This window comes from Microbacterium sp. NPDC055988 (assembly GCF_042269505.1).
Taxonomy (GTDB): Bacteria; Actinomycetota; Actinomycetes; order Actinomycetales; family Microbacteriaceae; genus Microbacterium.
Genome location: NZ_JBHJXY010000001.1, coordinates 2096026 through 2110840, shown reverse-complemented (window position 1 = coordinate 2110840; position 14815 = coordinate 2096026). Strand labels below are relative to the sequence as shown.

The 14815-nt window shown below is 66.5% G+C and carries 13 protein-coding genes; 6 read left to right on the top strand and 7 right to left on the bottom strand.

Annotated features, from left to right (window positions below; all coding sequences use genetic code 11):
* The first annotated feature begins 24 nt into the window (after positions 1-24).
* The 3 genes from ACFC14_RS10130 (at position 25) to ACFC14_RS10120 (ending at position 2817) form a co-directional block, all read left to right on the top strand.
* A complete protein-coding gene (locus ACFC14_RS10130) occupies positions 25-495 on the top strand; it encodes a VanZ family protein (RefSeq protein WP_376103724.1) in 471 nt (156 codons plus the stop codon).
* Positions 492-1265 (top strand): low molecular weight phosphatase family protein, encoded by a 774-nt coding sequence (locus ACFC14_RS10125; protein WP_376103721.1) that lies wholly within the window; start codon positions 492-494, stop codon positions 1263-1265. Before ACFC14_RS10130 ends, ACFC14_RS10125 begins: the two co-directional genes overlap by 4 nt.
* A 94-nt stretch (positions 1266-1359) precedes the next feature.
* Positions 1360-2817 (top strand): polysaccharide biosynthesis tyrosine autokinase, encoded by a 1458-nt coding sequence (locus ACFC14_RS10120; protein ID WP_376103718.1) that lies wholly within the window; start codon positions 1360-1362, stop codon positions 2815-2817.
* Between the two features lie 24 nt (positions 2818-2841).
* Here the strand turns inward: ACFC14_RS10120 and ACFC14_RS10115 are convergent, their stop codons facing one another.
* Positions 2842-3969: a hypothetical protein gene (locus ACFC14_RS10115; RefSeq protein WP_376103715.1), complete on the bottom strand. Its 1128-nt coding sequence runs from the start codon at positions 3967-3969 to the stop codon at positions 2842-2844.
* A gap of 363 nt (positions 3970-4332) precedes the next feature.
* Between ACFC14_RS10115 and ACFC14_RS10110 the strand changes: the two genes are divergently transcribed.
* Both ACFC14_RS10110 and ACFC14_RS10105 read left to right on the top strand, forming a co-directional pair.
* Positions 4333-5229 (top strand): helix-turn-helix domain-containing protein, encoded by an 897-nt coding sequence (locus ACFC14_RS10110; RefSeq protein WP_376103712.1) that lies wholly within the window; start codon positions 4333-4335, stop codon positions 5227-5229.
* Positions 5230-5424: 195 nt separating this feature from the next.
* A complete protein-coding gene (locus tag ACFC14_RS10105; protein WP_376103710.1) occupies positions 5425-5964 on the top strand; it encodes a hypothetical protein in 540 nt (179 codons plus the stop codon).
* A 64-nt stretch (positions 5965-6028) separates the two neighbouring features.
* On the opposite strand, the gene ACFC14_RS10100 is transcribed toward ACFC14_RS10105, so the two are convergent.
* Positions 6029-7093 (bottom strand): acyltransferase family protein, encoded by a 1065-nt coding sequence (locus ACFC14_RS10100; RefSeq protein WP_376103707.1) that lies wholly within the window; start codon positions 7091-7093, stop codon positions 6029-6031.
* A gap of 48 nt (positions 7094-7141) precedes the next feature.
* Between ACFC14_RS10100 and lepB the strand changes: the two genes are divergently transcribed.
* Positions 7142-7825: a signal peptidase I gene (lepB, locus tag ACFC14_RS10095; RefSeq protein ID WP_376103704.1), complete on the top strand. Its 684-nt coding sequence runs from the start codon at positions 7142-7144 to the stop codon at positions 7823-7825.
* 5 nt (positions 7826-7830) lie between these two features.
* Here lepB and ACFC14_RS10090 read toward each other — a convergent pair whose 3' ends face one another.
* The 5 genes from ACFC14_RS10090 to ACFC14_RS10070 all read right to left on the bottom strand — a co-directional run bounded on the left by ACFC14_RS10090 (position 7831) and on the right by ACFC14_RS10070 (position 14524).
* Positions 7831-9684 carry a DUF4012 domain-containing protein gene (locus ACFC14_RS10090; protein ID WP_376103701.1) on the bottom strand — a complete coding sequence of 618 codons (1854 nt, stop codon included), beginning with the start codon at positions 9682-9684 and terminating at the stop codon, positions 7831-7833.
* Positions 9685-9746: 62 nt separating this feature from the next.
* Positions 9747-10772 (bottom strand): hypothetical protein, encoded by a 1026-nt coding sequence (locus ACFC14_RS10085; RefSeq protein WP_376103698.1) that lies wholly within the window; start codon positions 10770-10772, stop codon positions 9747-9749.
* A gap of 140 nt (positions 10773-10912) precedes the next feature.
* The gene (locus tag ACFC14_RS10080; protein ID WP_376103695.1) at positions 10913-12184 is read right to left on the bottom strand and encodes a glycosyltransferase; all 1272 of its coding nucleotides are present in this window, start codon (positions 12182-12184) and stop codon (positions 10913-10915) included.
* Complete coding sequence (locus tag ACFC14_RS10075; RefSeq protein ID WP_376103692.1) at positions 12181-13380, bottom strand: lipopolysaccharide biosynthesis protein; 1200 nt, start codon at positions 13378-13380, stop codon at positions 12181-12183. The genes ACFC14_RS10080 and ACFC14_RS10075 overlap by 4 nt, the downstream gene beginning before the upstream one ends.
* A gap of 88 nt (positions 13381-13468) precedes the next feature.
* Positions 13469-14524 carry an O-antigen ligase family protein gene (locus tag ACFC14_RS10070; protein WP_376103690.1) on the bottom strand — a complete coding sequence of 352 codons (1056 nt, stop codon included), beginning with the start codon at positions 14522-14524 and terminating at the stop codon, positions 13469-13471.
* Between the last annotated feature and the right edge of the window lie 291 nt (positions 14525-14815).

Below are 14815 nucleotides of genomic sequence, written 5' to 3'. Positions count from 1 at the left end.
GGGTGCCGCGGCTACCATGACGGCATGCCCTCCGCCACCGCTGCTCCCGTCCGCGCCGGGGCTGCGACGGCCCGGGTCGCACTCGTCGGCTACCTTCTCTTCATCGGCTTCACGGTGTGGCTGCCGGCGAACGTCTCGGCGAAGGTCACCGGTCTGGTCGGGGTGATGGCCCGCTGGGTGTCGGAAGCCGGCATCGCTTCCTACTATCAGAGCGCCGTGGTGTTCGAGTTCCTCGCGAACGTCGCCCTCTTCGTCCCGGTGGGGTTCCTGCTGCCGTTCGCCTGGTCGCGCCTGCGACTGTGGCAGGTGGTGCTGATCGGCGCGCTGATGAGTGGGCTGATCGAGTCGGTCCAGGGGCTCATGCCCTCGCGATTCCCCACTATCTCCGATGTGATCGCGAACAGTCTCGGAACGCTCGTGGGCGGCGTGATCGCGGCGCTGCTCGTGCTGATCCTGCCGTCCCGGCCTGCACGGAGCCCTAGGCTGGTGGCGTGAACCCGCAGCACGACGATGGGCCCCCGGCAGGTATGAGCCGCCGGGAATGGCGCGAGCGACAGAACTCCGTCACCGCCGCGGATGGGCCGTCCGCACCCGTCGTTCCCGCGTCGACCCCCGCAGAGGATGCCGCACCCCTCGCCGCGATCCTGGGCGCACCGGAGTCGGACGCTCCGGCGTCGCAGCTCACCATCCTCACTGTGTGCACCGGCAACATCTGCCGGTCGCCGCTGGCCGAGGTCATGCTGCGGGCCGACCTCGAACCGCTCGGCGTGCACGTCCACAGCGCGGGGACCCATGCCCTGGTGGGCCACGGGATGCCCGAGCAGGCTCTCGAGCTCGCCGCACAGGCCGGCGTCGATCCCGCGACGGCATCCGCCCATCTCGCCCGATACCTGGTCGAGCCTCTCCTCGAGGAGGCCGATCTCGTGCTCACCATGGCGCGCGAGCATCGGTCGCACGTGGTCAAGATGATGCCGAATCGGCTTCGTCGCACGTTCACGGTCCGCGAGTTCGCCCGCCTCTCCTCGACGTTGAGCACTGACGACGCCCGCGCTGCGGCCGATACAGCCGGCTCATCCCCTCACGATCGGTTCGCCGCCGTGCTGCGTGCGGTCAACGACCAACGCGGGGTCACGCCCTCCTCGGGCGAAGACGACGACGTGATCGACCCTTACCGTCGGTCTCGCGAGACCTACGCCCGGTCGGCGGCGGAACTGACTCCCGCACTGGTCGAGGTCGAACGCATCGTGCGTGCTGCTCTGAAGTGAGCCGTGTGCGCCTCCGGCGGAGAGGTGTTCGCCGTATGCTCATTCTCATGTCTGCATCCCGACCTCCCCGCGGGATGTGCGAGGGGATGAAGAGTTGGAACTGAGAGACTACGCGCGCATTCTGCGTGCGCATTGGATCGTCATCGTCGTCGCCACCCTGGTGGGCGCGGCTCTGGCATTCGGATGGAGTTCCCTGCAGCCGCGGGTGTACTCGGCCGACACGACCGGCATCGTGACGGCGGTGGGCGGCGACGGCACGAGTGGTTCCGCGCTCGTGGGGAACCAGCTCGCCCAGAGCCGGGTCAAGTCGTACCTCAACCTCGGCTCCTGGCGGGCGGTCGCCGAGCACGCGATCGACGAGCTCGACATCGGCGCCTCGCCCGACGTGCTGGTGAACCGGGTCACGGTGACGAACCCCGTCGACACCACCGCGCTGAAGGTCACGGCTACGGGTCCGACGCCCGAGTCGGCACAGGCGCTCGCGCAGGCCTGGCTCGACGGCATGGCCATCGAGATCGAGAAGCTCGAGGGCGGCACGGCCGAGACGCCGGCGGCCATCTCCCTCATCGTGGGCGACTCCGCGCGGCTCCCCAGCACTCCGTCTTCTCCGAACACCCGGCTGAACGTGATCATCGGCGCTCTCGCCGGGCTCGCCCTCGGCCTCGTCTACGCGTTCGTGCGGCACACCGTCGACCGTCGCGTGCGTCATCCTCGCGACATCGAGCGCGAGACGGGCGTCTCGGTCATCGGCACCCTGCCGCTCGAGAAGTCCATCGCCGACGAGCGACAGGTGATCGACTTCTCGCTCGAGTCGCAGCACGGGGTGTCGCACCACCTCATCGAGTCGATGCGCGAGCTGCGCACGAACCTGCAGTTCATCGACGTCGACAACCCGCCGCGCGTGATCGTGGTCACCAGTTCCGTGCCCGGAGACGGCAAGTCGACCGTCTCGGTCAACCTCGCGTCCAGTCTCGCCGCTGCCGGACAGTGGGCCATCCTCATCGACTGCGACCTTCGTCGACCGGTGATCGCCGACATCTTCGGGATGTCCCACGATGTCGGCCTCACCGACGTGCTCGCGGGTCGTGCCGAACTGCAGGACGTGGCGCATCGGCCGTCCCGCGACATCCCGCTGGCCGTGGTCGGCGCGGGGCGCATCCCGCCGAACCCCAGCGAGCTGCTCGGGTCGCAGCGCATGCGCGATTTCCTGGCGGAGATCAGCAAGTCGGCGATCGTCATCCTGGACTCGCCGCCGGTGCTGCCGGTGACCGACGCCGCGGTGCTGGCCGCCGGCGCGGACGGCGTGCTGATCGTCGTCTCCTCGGGGAAGACCACCTTCGACATGCTGCAGCGTGCGATCGACAACATCACCCGCACGACGGGCCGGGTGCTCGGCGTGGTGCTGAACCGCGTGCCCCGCAAGGGTGCGGAGTCGGCGTACTACGGACGCGAGTACTACGGAGCCTACGAGCGCTACGCGAAGGACGACGACGCGAGCACGCAGTCCGAGGCCGAACCCGGCGTGCGCCGGCGCGGCACCGCTCAGGTCTGAGGCCCGCTCAGGTCTGAGGCCCGCTCAGGTCTGAGTCGGCAGCAGGAGTCCATCGTCGATGAGCACCTGCACGGCCGTCTGCACGATCGACGCGGGGTCTCCGTCCGCGGGCTCTCCGTGCGCGGCGACCACCGCGTCGACGATCTGGGCGAGCGTGCTTCCGCCGGCGGTCGCGGTCCAGATCGTCGGGCCGATGCCGTCGAGGACGTGCACCTGTCCCCCGGTCGGCGTCCGACGCAGCACGGCGACGCGCTGGTCGAGCACCAGCTCGTCGACTGTCTCCGCCCGACGGTAGGCGTCGGGCGGAGTTGTGTCGAGCGCTGACGTATCGAGCGCTGACGTGTCGGACGCAGTTGTGTCGGGCGCTGGCGCGATTCGGGGCACGATCGGCGGAACCGGAGCGAGGTCGACGTCGAGCAGGTCGTCGATGATGCCGTCGATGCCCGTGACCTCCCGGTAGCGCAGTCGCACGGCACCGCCGGTGGCCGCGAGCAGCGCAGCGATCCGCTGCAGGGGGGCGGGGCCGTCGGAGAGATAGCTGGTCTGCGGCCCCAGCAGGGCCAAAGCGTCCGCGATGTCCAGCGCGTCGACCTCGGGCTCGTCCGGGCCCTCCGGCGACCGATCGATCACGACGATCTTCGCGACGCGGAGCTCGCCGGGGAGCGGGTGCGATCCGCCGATGCTCGAGAGCGCCACCTGCGCCTTGGGAACGGCATCCTGCTCGATGATCGACAGCGGCTTGCGGTAGGGCACGACGCGTCCGCTGTCATCGATGCCGATGGTCTCGTCGCTCACATAGGCGTAGCGCTGCGAGAGGTGGCGGGCCGCCGTCGTCTTGCCGGTGCCGGATGCCGCGCTGAGCACCACCACGCGACCGTCGTCGGTGGCGAGTCCGGCGGCGTGCAGCATCCAGAGCGGATCGTGTCGCCGGTGGGCGAGGGCTTTGATCGTGACGTCGGTCGAGAGCGCGGACAGCGCTGCGGCTTCGTCCGTGTCGGCGGGAACGACGGCGATCGCATCGGCGGCGCGATCCCCCTCGTGGAGGGCGTCCGTCCAGGCAGCGGCGACGCGGGAGCGGAAGTCTTCGTCGCGCTGAGACGCGTCGATCTCGATGACGGCTCCGACCGCGTTGACGAGGAGGCGATCGGACATGGCAGCAAGCCTATCCACGTTCTTCTGCTCGGCGAGCCGCGCAGACCACAGCACAAAGCGCGCAGGAACAACGCACAGTGCGCGCTTTTCGTCCATTCGCCGGACATTCTCGGGCGGGCGTTCTACGGTGGCTCGCAGTGAGGCTCCTGGGGGATGCAGACGAGTTTCGTGTCGTCTCACTGCACGAAGTCGAGATCTGTGTTGACAGGAGATCCAGGATGCTTGAATCTGTATTCAATACACCGCTGTATCGAGGCATCGGGACGGTGAACCGGCGACACGACGCGTCGATCGGATCGGCATGACCGCCCCGGCCACAGAGGCGCCGCTGCTGCATTCCAGCACCCTGAGGGGGAACGTCTCGTGAGTCACACACACGCTCAGGTCATCGACGACAGAGAGCTCGCGAAGCATGGTATCCGACGCATCGGAGACCGGCCGGGACTGCGTTCCCGAGAGCGGGCGTCGGGCGGCGTGCGCCTCCTCGCCACGAGCGGCGGGACCTCCGAGCTCCACGTCGACACGACGAGCACCTACCCCGATCACTCCGTCTTCGCGTTCGTCGAGGCACAGGCCCTCTGGTCGCGGGTCGAGGGTGAGCCCTGGGTCGAGACCGAGGGCGGCCTGGTCGTCGCCGCACACGGCATCACGCACCGATTGCGGTGGGCGGGGCAGTGGCGCTTCGTCGCCGCTCTCGTCCCCCGCTCCGCCATCGCCTCGTTCGTGCCGTCGCTGCCGTCCGATGCGAGCGTGTTCCCCGACCGCCGGCTTCTGGACACCTCGATGCAGCAGTTCGTCGGGTGTCTGCTCGACACCGATGACAAGGCTTCGGCGATCGAGCAGTACGCGATCGAGCAGCTGGTGATGGAGATGTGCGGCGCGGTGCTGCTCGACCGCATCGGCGGGGTCAGCGCCCAGGGCTCACCGCATGCCGTGCTGCGCGAGCGCGCCATCGCCGTGATCTCGCAGCAGTGCGGCGATCCCTCCCTGAATCCGTCGCGCGTCGCGCACGAGGTGCAGTCGTCGCTGCGGCAGTTGCAGCTCGTCTTCTCCGAATCCGGCAACAGCGTCGCGGCGGAGATCCGTCGGCAACGCGCTCGGCTGGCGCACTCGCTGCTCGTCGACAGTCGGTACGACGTGCTGAGCATCGATCAGATCGCGCAGCGTGCCGGATTCCACTCTCCGATGAGCATGCGCAGAGCACTCGACGAGGCCTACCAGGCCACCCCGCGCACGCTCCGCTCCTCGCGCCGGGCCTAGCTGCGCGCGCGCGGAACGCACAGTGCGCGCAGGTTGAGCGCACCCCGCGCGTAGTTCACCGAAACCCCCTTCCTCCCCCTTTTCCGCTCCCTACTTTGATGAGCACGAAGAGGCTCCTGGGGGATGCAGACAACGTGTCGCCTCTTCACGACACCGCGGGAAACCGCATCTGCATCGAACAGGGAGGGCACTCACGTGACCGAAGAAATCCAGAAGAACAAGGGCGTCTCGCGCCGCACGCTCGTCAAGGGCGCTGCATGGTCGGTCCCCGTCATCGCGGCAGCCGTCGCCACCCCGCTCGCGGCCGCCTCCGGGCTGAACGACGACCTCGTTCCGGCGCTCAGCGGCCCGATCACTCTCACCCTCGGCCTCGGTCTCGCGACGATCAACACCGTGAACACGCTGACGATCACGAACAACGGCACCGATGCCTCGCCTGCCGGCGCCACGGCCGTCGTGCAGTACAACCCGGGCCTGCTGAGCCTGAACATCGCCACTGTGGCCGGTGTGTCGGTCGGCGGAGCCGACGGCAACTACACGCTGACGCTGCCTTCGATCCCCGCCGGCGGCAACCTCTCCATCGGGCTGGGCACGACTCTCGATTCGCTGCTCAACGTGGGGCTGCTTACCACGCTCCTCGGCGGACCGCAGCAGGTCATGTCCGCGACCGTCTCCGGCGACTCGGTCACCGGCAACAACGCGACCTCGCAGAACGTCGGTATCACGCTCCTCTGAGTCGGATCCGAGAAAAGAGAGCGTCGGCCCCAGGGCCGGCGCTCTCTTCATCTGTGCTGCCGGGTCACCGTGCGCGGAGCAGAGGTTTGCGCCGACCGGTCAGCCAGCCCATGACCCACTCGACGGGGCCGGTGCCGACGAACCGCCACCAGAGCCAGCCGACCAGGATCATGCCGGGAACGATCACGAACCAGCCCGGCCAGAAGTTCTCGGTGGGCCGACCGTTCGCGTTGTTCCACAGAGCTATGAGCCCGACGTGCAGCAGGTAGAGGCTCAGCGCGACCTGGCCGCAGGCGACCAGGGGCACGAAGATCGGGCTCCAGAAGCGCTTCGCGCCGTCGCGTCGCGCGGTCGCGGCGAAGACCACGACCACGTACACCGCGAACACGAGGGCGAAGTCCTTCAGGGTGTCGAGGTAGTCGCCGGACTGCACGTCGCCGAAGCGCTGACCGACACCCCAGGTCAGGTAGGCGAACGGTGCGGCGATGGCCAGAGCCGTGAGCAGTCGGTCGCGCCGCAGACCGTGTCGGATCAGGAGCGCGCCGATGAGGAACATCGGCAGGAGGTTGAGCACGCGATAGTGCGACCCGAGGAGGAGCCACTGCATGATGTCGCGGACGGGCGCGGGCGCCATGTACACCCAGGTCCAGGTCCGGGCGAGCCCCACCAGAGGCTGGCTGATGAGCAGCAGGACCGCCGTCACGGCGATCACCACGGGCGTTCGTGCGAGGAGGATCGGCGCTCCGAGGATGATGGTCACGCCGAGGTAGGCCAGGATCACATCGACCCACGAGCCCCACGCCGCCATCCAGACGCCCAGGGCGATCAGGAACAGCCCACGAATCACCTGCTGCAGAAGGGTCACACGGACGCGTCCGCCACGGCGCCAGACGAGCTCTGCCGACATGCCCATCACCAGGGCGAACAGCGGCGATGCCAGGTCGCTGAACATCGCCGTCACGAACTTCGCAGCCCAGGGCAGTTCGGGAAGAAACGGGTTCGCGTGCGCGATCACCATCGCCACGATCGCCACGCCACGGAGAACGTCGGGGATGAGCAGACGCTGCGCCTGCGACGCCACCGTGGACTCGATCAGGCGGGGACTGCCATCACCGGAATACTGGGCCATTCACTGACAGTATTGTGTCGACACCGCAGCGCGCGAGCCGGAGAGCAGATGATGACGACGGATGCACCGAGACCGCGTCGACGACTCCTCGGGAACATCTGGGTCAACATCGCGCTCGCCCTCGCGCTGACCGGCATCATCGTCGCGTTCATCGGTCAGCCCTCGTCCGGATCCATGTCGCCGACGCTCGAGCCGGGCGACCGCCTCATCGTGAACCGCCTCGCGTACGTCGCCGCAGACCCCGCACCGGGAGACATCGTCGTGTTCCGGCCCGATGAGGCCTGGGGCGAGAAGCCCGCGGGCGGCGAGAACTGGTTCTCGCAGGCGCTCCACTGGGTCGGCGAGACCACAGGCATCCGGCCCTACGTGCTCGTGAAGCGGGTGATCGCCGGCCCCGGACAGACCGTGGAGTGCTGCGACGCCCAGGGCAGGGTGCTCGTCGACGGAGAGCCGCTCGATGAGCCCTACGTCGTCAAGGATCTCCCCTTCGTCGCCGGGTCGCTCGACTGCGACAGCGAGCCGATGTCGACCCGCTGCTTCGGGCCCGTGACCGTTCCGGAGGACTCGTACCTCGTGCTCGGCGACAACCGGGCGAACTCGGCCGACTCCGCGTATCTCTGCCGCGGTGCGGATGCGCCCGACGAGAGCTGCTGGCGCTGGATGACGCGCGACGATGTGTTCGGTCAGGCCGGGGCGATTCTGTGGCCGATCGGGCGGTGGGGTGGGCCGTAGGCGCGTCAGCCGCAGCCGGGCGTCTCCAACGTCACCGGCGTCTCGCGCACCATCGGCGTCGTCCACACGTCGTAGTCCCCGTAGTCCGCCGCCACGGTGCCCTCGGCCCCGGTCATGTCGACCGTGATCGTGGCAGTCGTCTGCGGGGTGGTGACGACGCTGATCCGGACGACCGAGCGTCCCAGGTGGGTTCCCTCGGCCTTCAGCACGTGGCTTTGCGCGCCCTCGACCTTCCACGACGCGATCGACGCACCGACGGGCCCATAGACGACGACATCCGTCGCGATATCCCCTGGCCTGTAGTGCGGCCCGGTGATGAAGTACGGAAGCCCAGCGGCTTGTTCCGGGGTGATGTTGTTGGCGAACGTGATGACCTGCTGGAAGGTCGGAGGCCCCGATGCGGTGCATTGGTCGCTGCTCGCGACGACGCTGGCGTCCGCGTAATAGTCAGTCTTGGCACCGGTGGTGTCGTTGAAGTAGACACCGGCAACGGTGCGCTCATCATTGGTCGCCGGAAGCGTTCCCGCAAGCCGGGTCCCCGACAGCATCGCTTCGAGATCTTCATTCGAGGACCAGATCTTCATCCGGCTCTCGTCACTCGCCTGGCGCAGCGCGGCGAAGAGGGCGAGCGGATCTTCGACGCCGGACGTGAGGGTGGAGAAGATCTGCGCGGCAGCCGACGCGAAGAAGAGATCCTGCTCCGTGCCGTCGGCGCCTCGGCCTGGGACCATCTCGCCGTAGTTGAAGTACACCTCGTTCAGGAGAAGGGACACGGCGTTCTCGCTCGTGAGCGTTTCGCCGGTCTGGAGCGGAATGGGTCCTGTGGCCCTCAGCAGGTAGCTCAAGGCGACAGGGTCTGTGGAAATCACATCGTCGAAGGGCGGAAGCCCCTCGTCCTCCCACCACGCGCGCAAGATCGCCACCGTGGTCGGGAAGTCCGGCGTCAGCGTCATGTTCGGGACCCAGCGCCCGATGATGTCGGAATAGAGGTGTTCCGTCTCGGCATCAAGGGGCGCGACGCTCTCCGGTCGAGCGTTGGCGAACTGGACGCTGGTCGCCTGGGTGGTGAGTTCGATCCTGCCGTCGGTCGCGGTGACGAGTGCCAGCGATGCCGGGTTCCCGCCCGACGCCCGCAGTTCGGAGTTCCCCTGGAACATCAGCAGATAGGTGCGCGGCGTTCCTTCGCCGAGGGCCGAAGGAAGGACTTCGAGAATGGGCGAGAGAGTGCCCAGTGTCTCTGCCACACCGGACGCGGCATCGTCGAGCGTGCTCAGCGCATCGGTGACCTGCGGCAGCAAGAAAGTCCGATCGGTGCCGGCGATGCGGTCCGAGACACTCGCGAAGGTCTCAGCGCCCTCCGAGACGACCCCCTCAAGGTCATGCACAGCCTGGAGGTTGAAGGCGCCGTCGACGGGCTTGAAGGCTCCGAGATCGAGATTCGGCAGGGATTCCACGGAGAAGTCGGCGACTTCGTCCACGCTCTCCGCTGCCGCGCGCACGGCAGCGAGGTTCTGACCGACGCCGGGGATCCACTCCGCGATCCGCCAATCCAGTCCTGCCGTCTGTTCGACGCCCTTCGCTGCCAGCTCCTTGAGGGAAGCGGCATCCGATGCGGCTCCGCCTGCATCGCCCGCTGCGACCTTTGCGGGTATCCCGCTCGCGATGGGAACAGCCTTCGTCAAGGAATCGCGCACCGTCAGTGCCTTGGAGGCTGCAACCGAGGAAAGGCCGATGACCGCTCCGAGCACGAGCACGAGCACGACGACGAAGAGCCATACGATCCGACGGCGGGGTCGTCGAGCGGCTTGACGTTGGGTAGCTGCGCGCAGCGCGGCGCGGCTCTGGTGTGAAGTGGACATCACCGCCCATTCAACCGTACTTCACCGTGAATACGTCGAGCCGGGAGGCAGTCCTCGGGCCGCTACGGTCGGCGCCCGCGCCGCAGCGACGCGAGGAGTTCCTGAAATCCGCGCACCATTCGCTTCGACCGCAACTGCCGCACGGTCAGATCGCCTGAATCTCGCGAGATCGGCCCGGCTTGGAGGCTCTCCGCTGTCGGCCACAGAATGCGGTAGACGGTGCGAATCCGTTGGGAGGGCGGTAGAGTCCGCAGCGCCGCCACATACGCGCGGAGCATCGTGCGCTGCGATCGCCACTCCCAGTCGATCGGAACCGGCGCGTCTTTCCAGTCACGGGTAAGCGCGGGAAAGGCTTCGGCGAAGGCATCCTTCAGGGCGAACTGGGCTCCGACCGTGGCGGCGACACGCACGGTGTCCTCTCCCCCACGTTCGAGAACGCGCGCCGCCCGCACCACGCTCTCCCTGGACGTCGGGCTGCCGAATGGCCGGACGTCGTGCAGCGCACTGATCACCGCATGCATCGGAGGGCCCGGCGTTTTGACGGTGTACCCGGCGAACGTGTGCAGCTCGGCCGACCGGAACACCTCCCCGAATGCTTCCTCAGCCGAGATCGTCATGCCGGGGAACCACCCGTGGACGTCGACGGCGCACCCCCAGGTGGGCGCACGCAAGGTCAGGGAATGAAGCACCGGCGTAGACGTGAATGCGGACATCGCCGGTTGCCAGCCCCAAGGCTGCATGGCCCTGGCGAGTCGGACATCTGTCCCGGGCTCGACCCAGCAGTCCACGTCGCCGGAGTGTTCTCGCGTGCGCAGTCCCTGTGCCTTCAGTACGGGCCCCTTGATGAAAACCACCTCGACGCCGTTGTCGTCCGCAACCCGACCGAGAATCGAGTAGACGATCTCGTGAAGGGGCGATGACAGCCATGGCGGATCGACGCCGACGACCCTGGCCGGGTGAGTGGTGTCCGTCGATGCGATGCCCATGGCTTCCATCTCTTCCAGGATCTGGATGAGCTCGGGAGTAAGTGCGCTGTCCTCGAGCGTCCCGTCCACCAGCTGCTCCCACACCGCAGCACCATCGCCCATGAGCAGCACCGGATCGGCTGGACGGATGGGGGCGACCAGGTATCGGTACTCCCCGCGACCGAACGAGTGATTCGTGATGTCGAGGGCGCCGTAACTCACAGCCACCCAGGACACCTGTCGGACCCTATCGATCAGCGATGTCATAGCGCGGACCTGTCCTTGCGAATCCACTGCTCCTCGAGTCTCGAGGCGCTCCATCTGCCGTCGTGGACCTCGCGCACGAAATGCTGCCCTGCGGCCCCGGTGTCGCGCATCCGCGATCGGTCACCGAGGATGTCGGTGAGGACCTGCTCGAGGGTGTCGGGGGTCGCCTCCACGATCGGAAGTACGAGCCCCGTCTTTTCCAGGACGTACTCGCGCACCCGCGGGGTCACGTGGCCGAGCACGACCTTCCCCGCTGCCATCGCCTCGCAGGCCGCCACTCCGTACGATCCGAGCCGGAATTGATCCAGCACGATGTCGGCCTCCATGACTGCGCGGCGAACTTGCATGGGGGGTACGCCCGATAGTTCCGAGTACCTCAGCACACCCCGGTCGGCCATGGTGGTGACCGCGGCGCGTATCAGCTGGCTGCCCTTGACCGACGCACGGCTGGGGCTGTGCAGCACGAGCGGCACGTCGGTTCGCTGTGCGTCGTCCTCGTCGGCTCCGGCGGCCCATGCAGCCGTGTCCACCACAACCGGCACCCAGGTCCCCCGAGGGAAATCGTCGATCAGATCGGGCGTGGACACGAAGACTGGAACCCCCGCATGCTCGAGGACGGCGAAGTTGCGATCCGCTCTGCGCTGGACTCGATCGAAATACACGTCCTCGTCGAAAAAGGGCGAAAACGGAGTCGCCTCGATATGCCGTCGTGGCGATCTGATGTCGGTCCCATGACAGATGTAGGCCATCGAAAGGCCATGTTCCTCGAAATACCTCTGCTCTGCCGACGGGCTGCCGCCGAACTTCATGCCGAATATCGGCGTTTCCGCCTCGACGAGAACGTGGGTGAAGTTCTCCACGACGTGCGCCAGCTCACGGGACTGCCACGCACGATCGTAGAGGTTCATCGACTCAGACACGGTGTAGTCCGAGGAGAACTGCAGGCGTCCAGGGATCTCGATCGCGAGGTTGACGGCGCCCGCTTCCTCGACGTGGGACGTGATCGCCCGCGCCCATGCGTTTCCTTGCCCGGCATAGTTCGCGGGTGCGACGAGTACGCGGGCCGCCCCCGTCGGAACGGGGATGTCTGGAAGAGTTTCTGTTCCCGCCGACCTTGCCCGATATCGCCAGGCACCGACGACGTTGTTTGCACGCAAGAACACCTGATCGACGACACGATCGACCGATCCGTTCAGCCAACTCGGTGCTCGGCTGAGCGTCCTCAGACCCCAAGATCGCACCGCGGCAAGTAAACGGTTCGGAATCATAGAGCGGCCCCTCTGGAGAATCGCAGATCGTCTTCCCGCGCAGACCAGAGCGCGAGACCGATCAGGCCGATGAGCAGCAGCGCCATCACCACGCTCGTGCACCAGACGGCCGTCAGTAGATCCCCCCGCAGGAGGAGGATCACGAGGATCGGAGTGACCGTGTAGACGATGCCGAAGACAGCCTGTCTGCCTTGAGTCCCCGTCACGACGAAGATCGAGGCGATCGGTGAGGTCACGAGGTTGAGGAAGAGCCACGGGACGAGCGCCTGCGCGTACTCTCCCGCACTTCCCCAGCCTGCTCCGAGAAGGATGGGAAGCAGCCAAGGGCTCAGGAAGTACAAAGCGACGAAAAGCGGAAGCGTCAGCAAAGCCACGCGGCTCGTGGTGGAGAGCACGAGAGAGAAGAGGCGGCCTCGATCCTGGTGGGACATCCGCTGGAAGTACACCTGGTTGAGTGCTGACCCGAGCAGCCCCAGCGGCGCCTGAACGCTCCGCCACGCCATCGAGTACTGGCCGAGCGCCAGTTGAGACTGAGCGCCGATCACGACGTTGATACCGGACACACGCAGCCCGTCGAGCAGAGCTGTCGGCGCGTTCAGCAGCGGCATCTTCCGATACTGCTTCATCGACACCCGCACGCGATTCCTGCTCACGGTCCGTCTCTCCGAGGCGCTGATTCCCTCTCGAAAGACCATGAACACGAGTGCGACGATCTGGGCGAGGAGCAAACCGATGATGAGCCCTCGCACGTCACGCACCAGGAGCCAGCCGAGAAGTGTCTGAAAGACGACCGTGGCCGCGCTGAGGATGATGCGATACGTCCCCAGGACGGAGAATCCGCTGCCTCGCGTGTGCCAAAGACTCAGAATGGAGATCTCGCCTAGGAGAAGCACGTGCAGCGGCAGTGTCAACAGCCAGAACTTGTGATCTGACGCCCCCAGGAGATCGGCGAACGGATCCAGGAAGAGAAGAACCAGGACTTCGAAGAGCGCGGATACGGACCACAGGAGCGTTCTGGCCAGGCGTTTGAGCGCCAGGGCATTCAGACGGGAGCGCGGAAGGACTATGGCGAACTCGTACCGTCCGGTCGCGATCAATGCGACAAGCGTCGCCACCGACACGTAGATGGCCAGGAACCCGAAGGCTGCCGGCCCGTATATCCGGCTGAGCAGAGGTATGCCCGCGATCGTGATCACCTGCGCGATGAGATTGCTCGTGCTCAGCGTCAGAATATGCCGCGCAGATTGACTCCTGAGAGCACGTCGTATCCTGCCCGAGGGAACGTCAGACATGACGTCCCTGAGCGGGGACGGAAACCGATCCCGACGTGGATCGGAGGAGCTCGGGCGACTGTGTCGCGGCCTCGCCGACCGGCGCCATCCTTCCGAGTGCGATCAGCGCGAACAGGTACAGCCACGCTCCCGGAGCACCCAGGAAGGTGCTGTGCATCGTCGACGCGAAGGGAAGCAGCACGATCAACAGCAACTGAGCTTGGCCGACCATATAGGCCTTATCTCGCTTCGACGACGCTGAACGCATGAGCTTCCACGCCGAGACGGCCGTCTGCAGCAGGAAGAGCACGAACAGGAGGAACACCACGATCCCGTACTGACTCAGCATTTCGACGAAACCGTTGTGTGGGTTGATGATGAAGCTCGTCGGATACAGATCCTGCCTGGTCAGCATGTGCGCTTCGTACTGGTCTGGCCCGATTCCGATGAGGGGGCTCTCGGACGCGAAGAGCAGCCCGTTGCGCACGAGGTTGAAGCGAAGAAGGAAGGAGCCGTCGTCCGAAGTGAACAGGCTGTTCTCCCGCAGATCGTTGAAGAACGCTGTTCCACTCGCGGTGAGCGCTTGAACCGCGACGAGGGCGATGACAACGAGGATCAACAGCATGCGAGCGAGATCGCGCTTGTGGAGAAGGTGCCAGAGGGTGATGACCATCACGACGAGCAGACAGGTCAGACCGGTACGGCTGCCGCTCTCGATCATGAAGTACAACGTCGACAGTTGAAGCGCGTAGTAGAGGACGCGCACGATCGGGCGACGAGCCGAAACGGCGTACGGCATGAACACGACGCTGCTCGCAAGTAGGAAAAGGGCGAAGGCGTTCGGGTTCCCGAAGAGACTCGACAGACCGACGGACTCGAGCGCGTACCCGCGGAGCACCAGGAAGCTGTTCTGCGGAACGAACCCGAAGTACTTCTCCATGATCGCGACGATCACCGCAAGGCCGTAGGCGAAAGTCCACCCGACGATGGCGGCGTCGAACGTTCGGCTGCTCACACGGACAGCCGCTGCACCGAGGAGGATCGCGAAGCCCGACAGCGTGATCGTCACTTCGTTGGTGACAGTATCCCCGAGCAATCCAACGTGGAGCAGGGTCACGACGAGCCAAGCAGCTATCAGCAGGGTGAGGGTGAGGGCCTGCTGCCGGACCTTTCGATGGGGTCGAAGAAGAGCAGCGACCCCCAGTACGCCGAGGATGGCGCTCGTTAGAACGTGAGGAGTGAAGCCCTCGATTGTGATGGCTCCCGCCATGACGCCGGTGATCGGCACGAAGAACAGCAGAACAGCGATGCCCGGGTGAGCCCGAAGGCGAGGGGCATCCGCAGGGGTCTCCACCGCCCG

What these genes read in the sequence shown, in the direction of transcription:
- ACFC14_RS10130 (WP_376103724.1), top strand. Translation starts at nt 25, where the DNA reads ATGCCCTCCGCCACCGCTGCTCCCGTCCGCGCCGGGGCTGCGACGGCC.
- ACFC14_RS10115 (WP_376103715.1), bottom strand. Translation starts at nt 3,969, where the DNA reads ATGTCCGATCGCCTCCTCGTCAACGCGGTCGGAGCCGTCATCGAGATC.
- lepB (WP_376103704.1), top strand. Translation starts at nt 7,142, where the DNA reads ATGATGACGACGGATGCACCGAGACCGCGTCGACGACTCCTCGGGAAC.
- ACFC14_RS10085 (WP_376103698.1), bottom strand. Translation starts at nt 10,772, where the DNA reads ATGGGCGATGGTGCTGCGGTGTGGGAGCAGCTGGTGGACGGGACGCTC.
- ACFC14_RS10090 (WP_376103701.1), bottom strand. Translation starts at nt 9,684, where the DNA reads ATGTCCACTTCACACCAGAGCCGCGCCGCGCTGCGCGCAGCTACCCAA.
- ACFC14_RS10080 (WP_376103695.1), bottom strand. Translation starts at nt 12,184, where the DNA reads ATGATTCCGAACCGTTTACTTGCCGCGGTGCGATCTTGGGGTCTGAGG.
- ACFC14_RS10100 (WP_376103707.1), bottom strand. Translation starts at nt 7,093, where the DNA reads ATGGCCCAGTATTCCGGTGATGGCAGTCCCCGCCTGATCGAGTCCACG.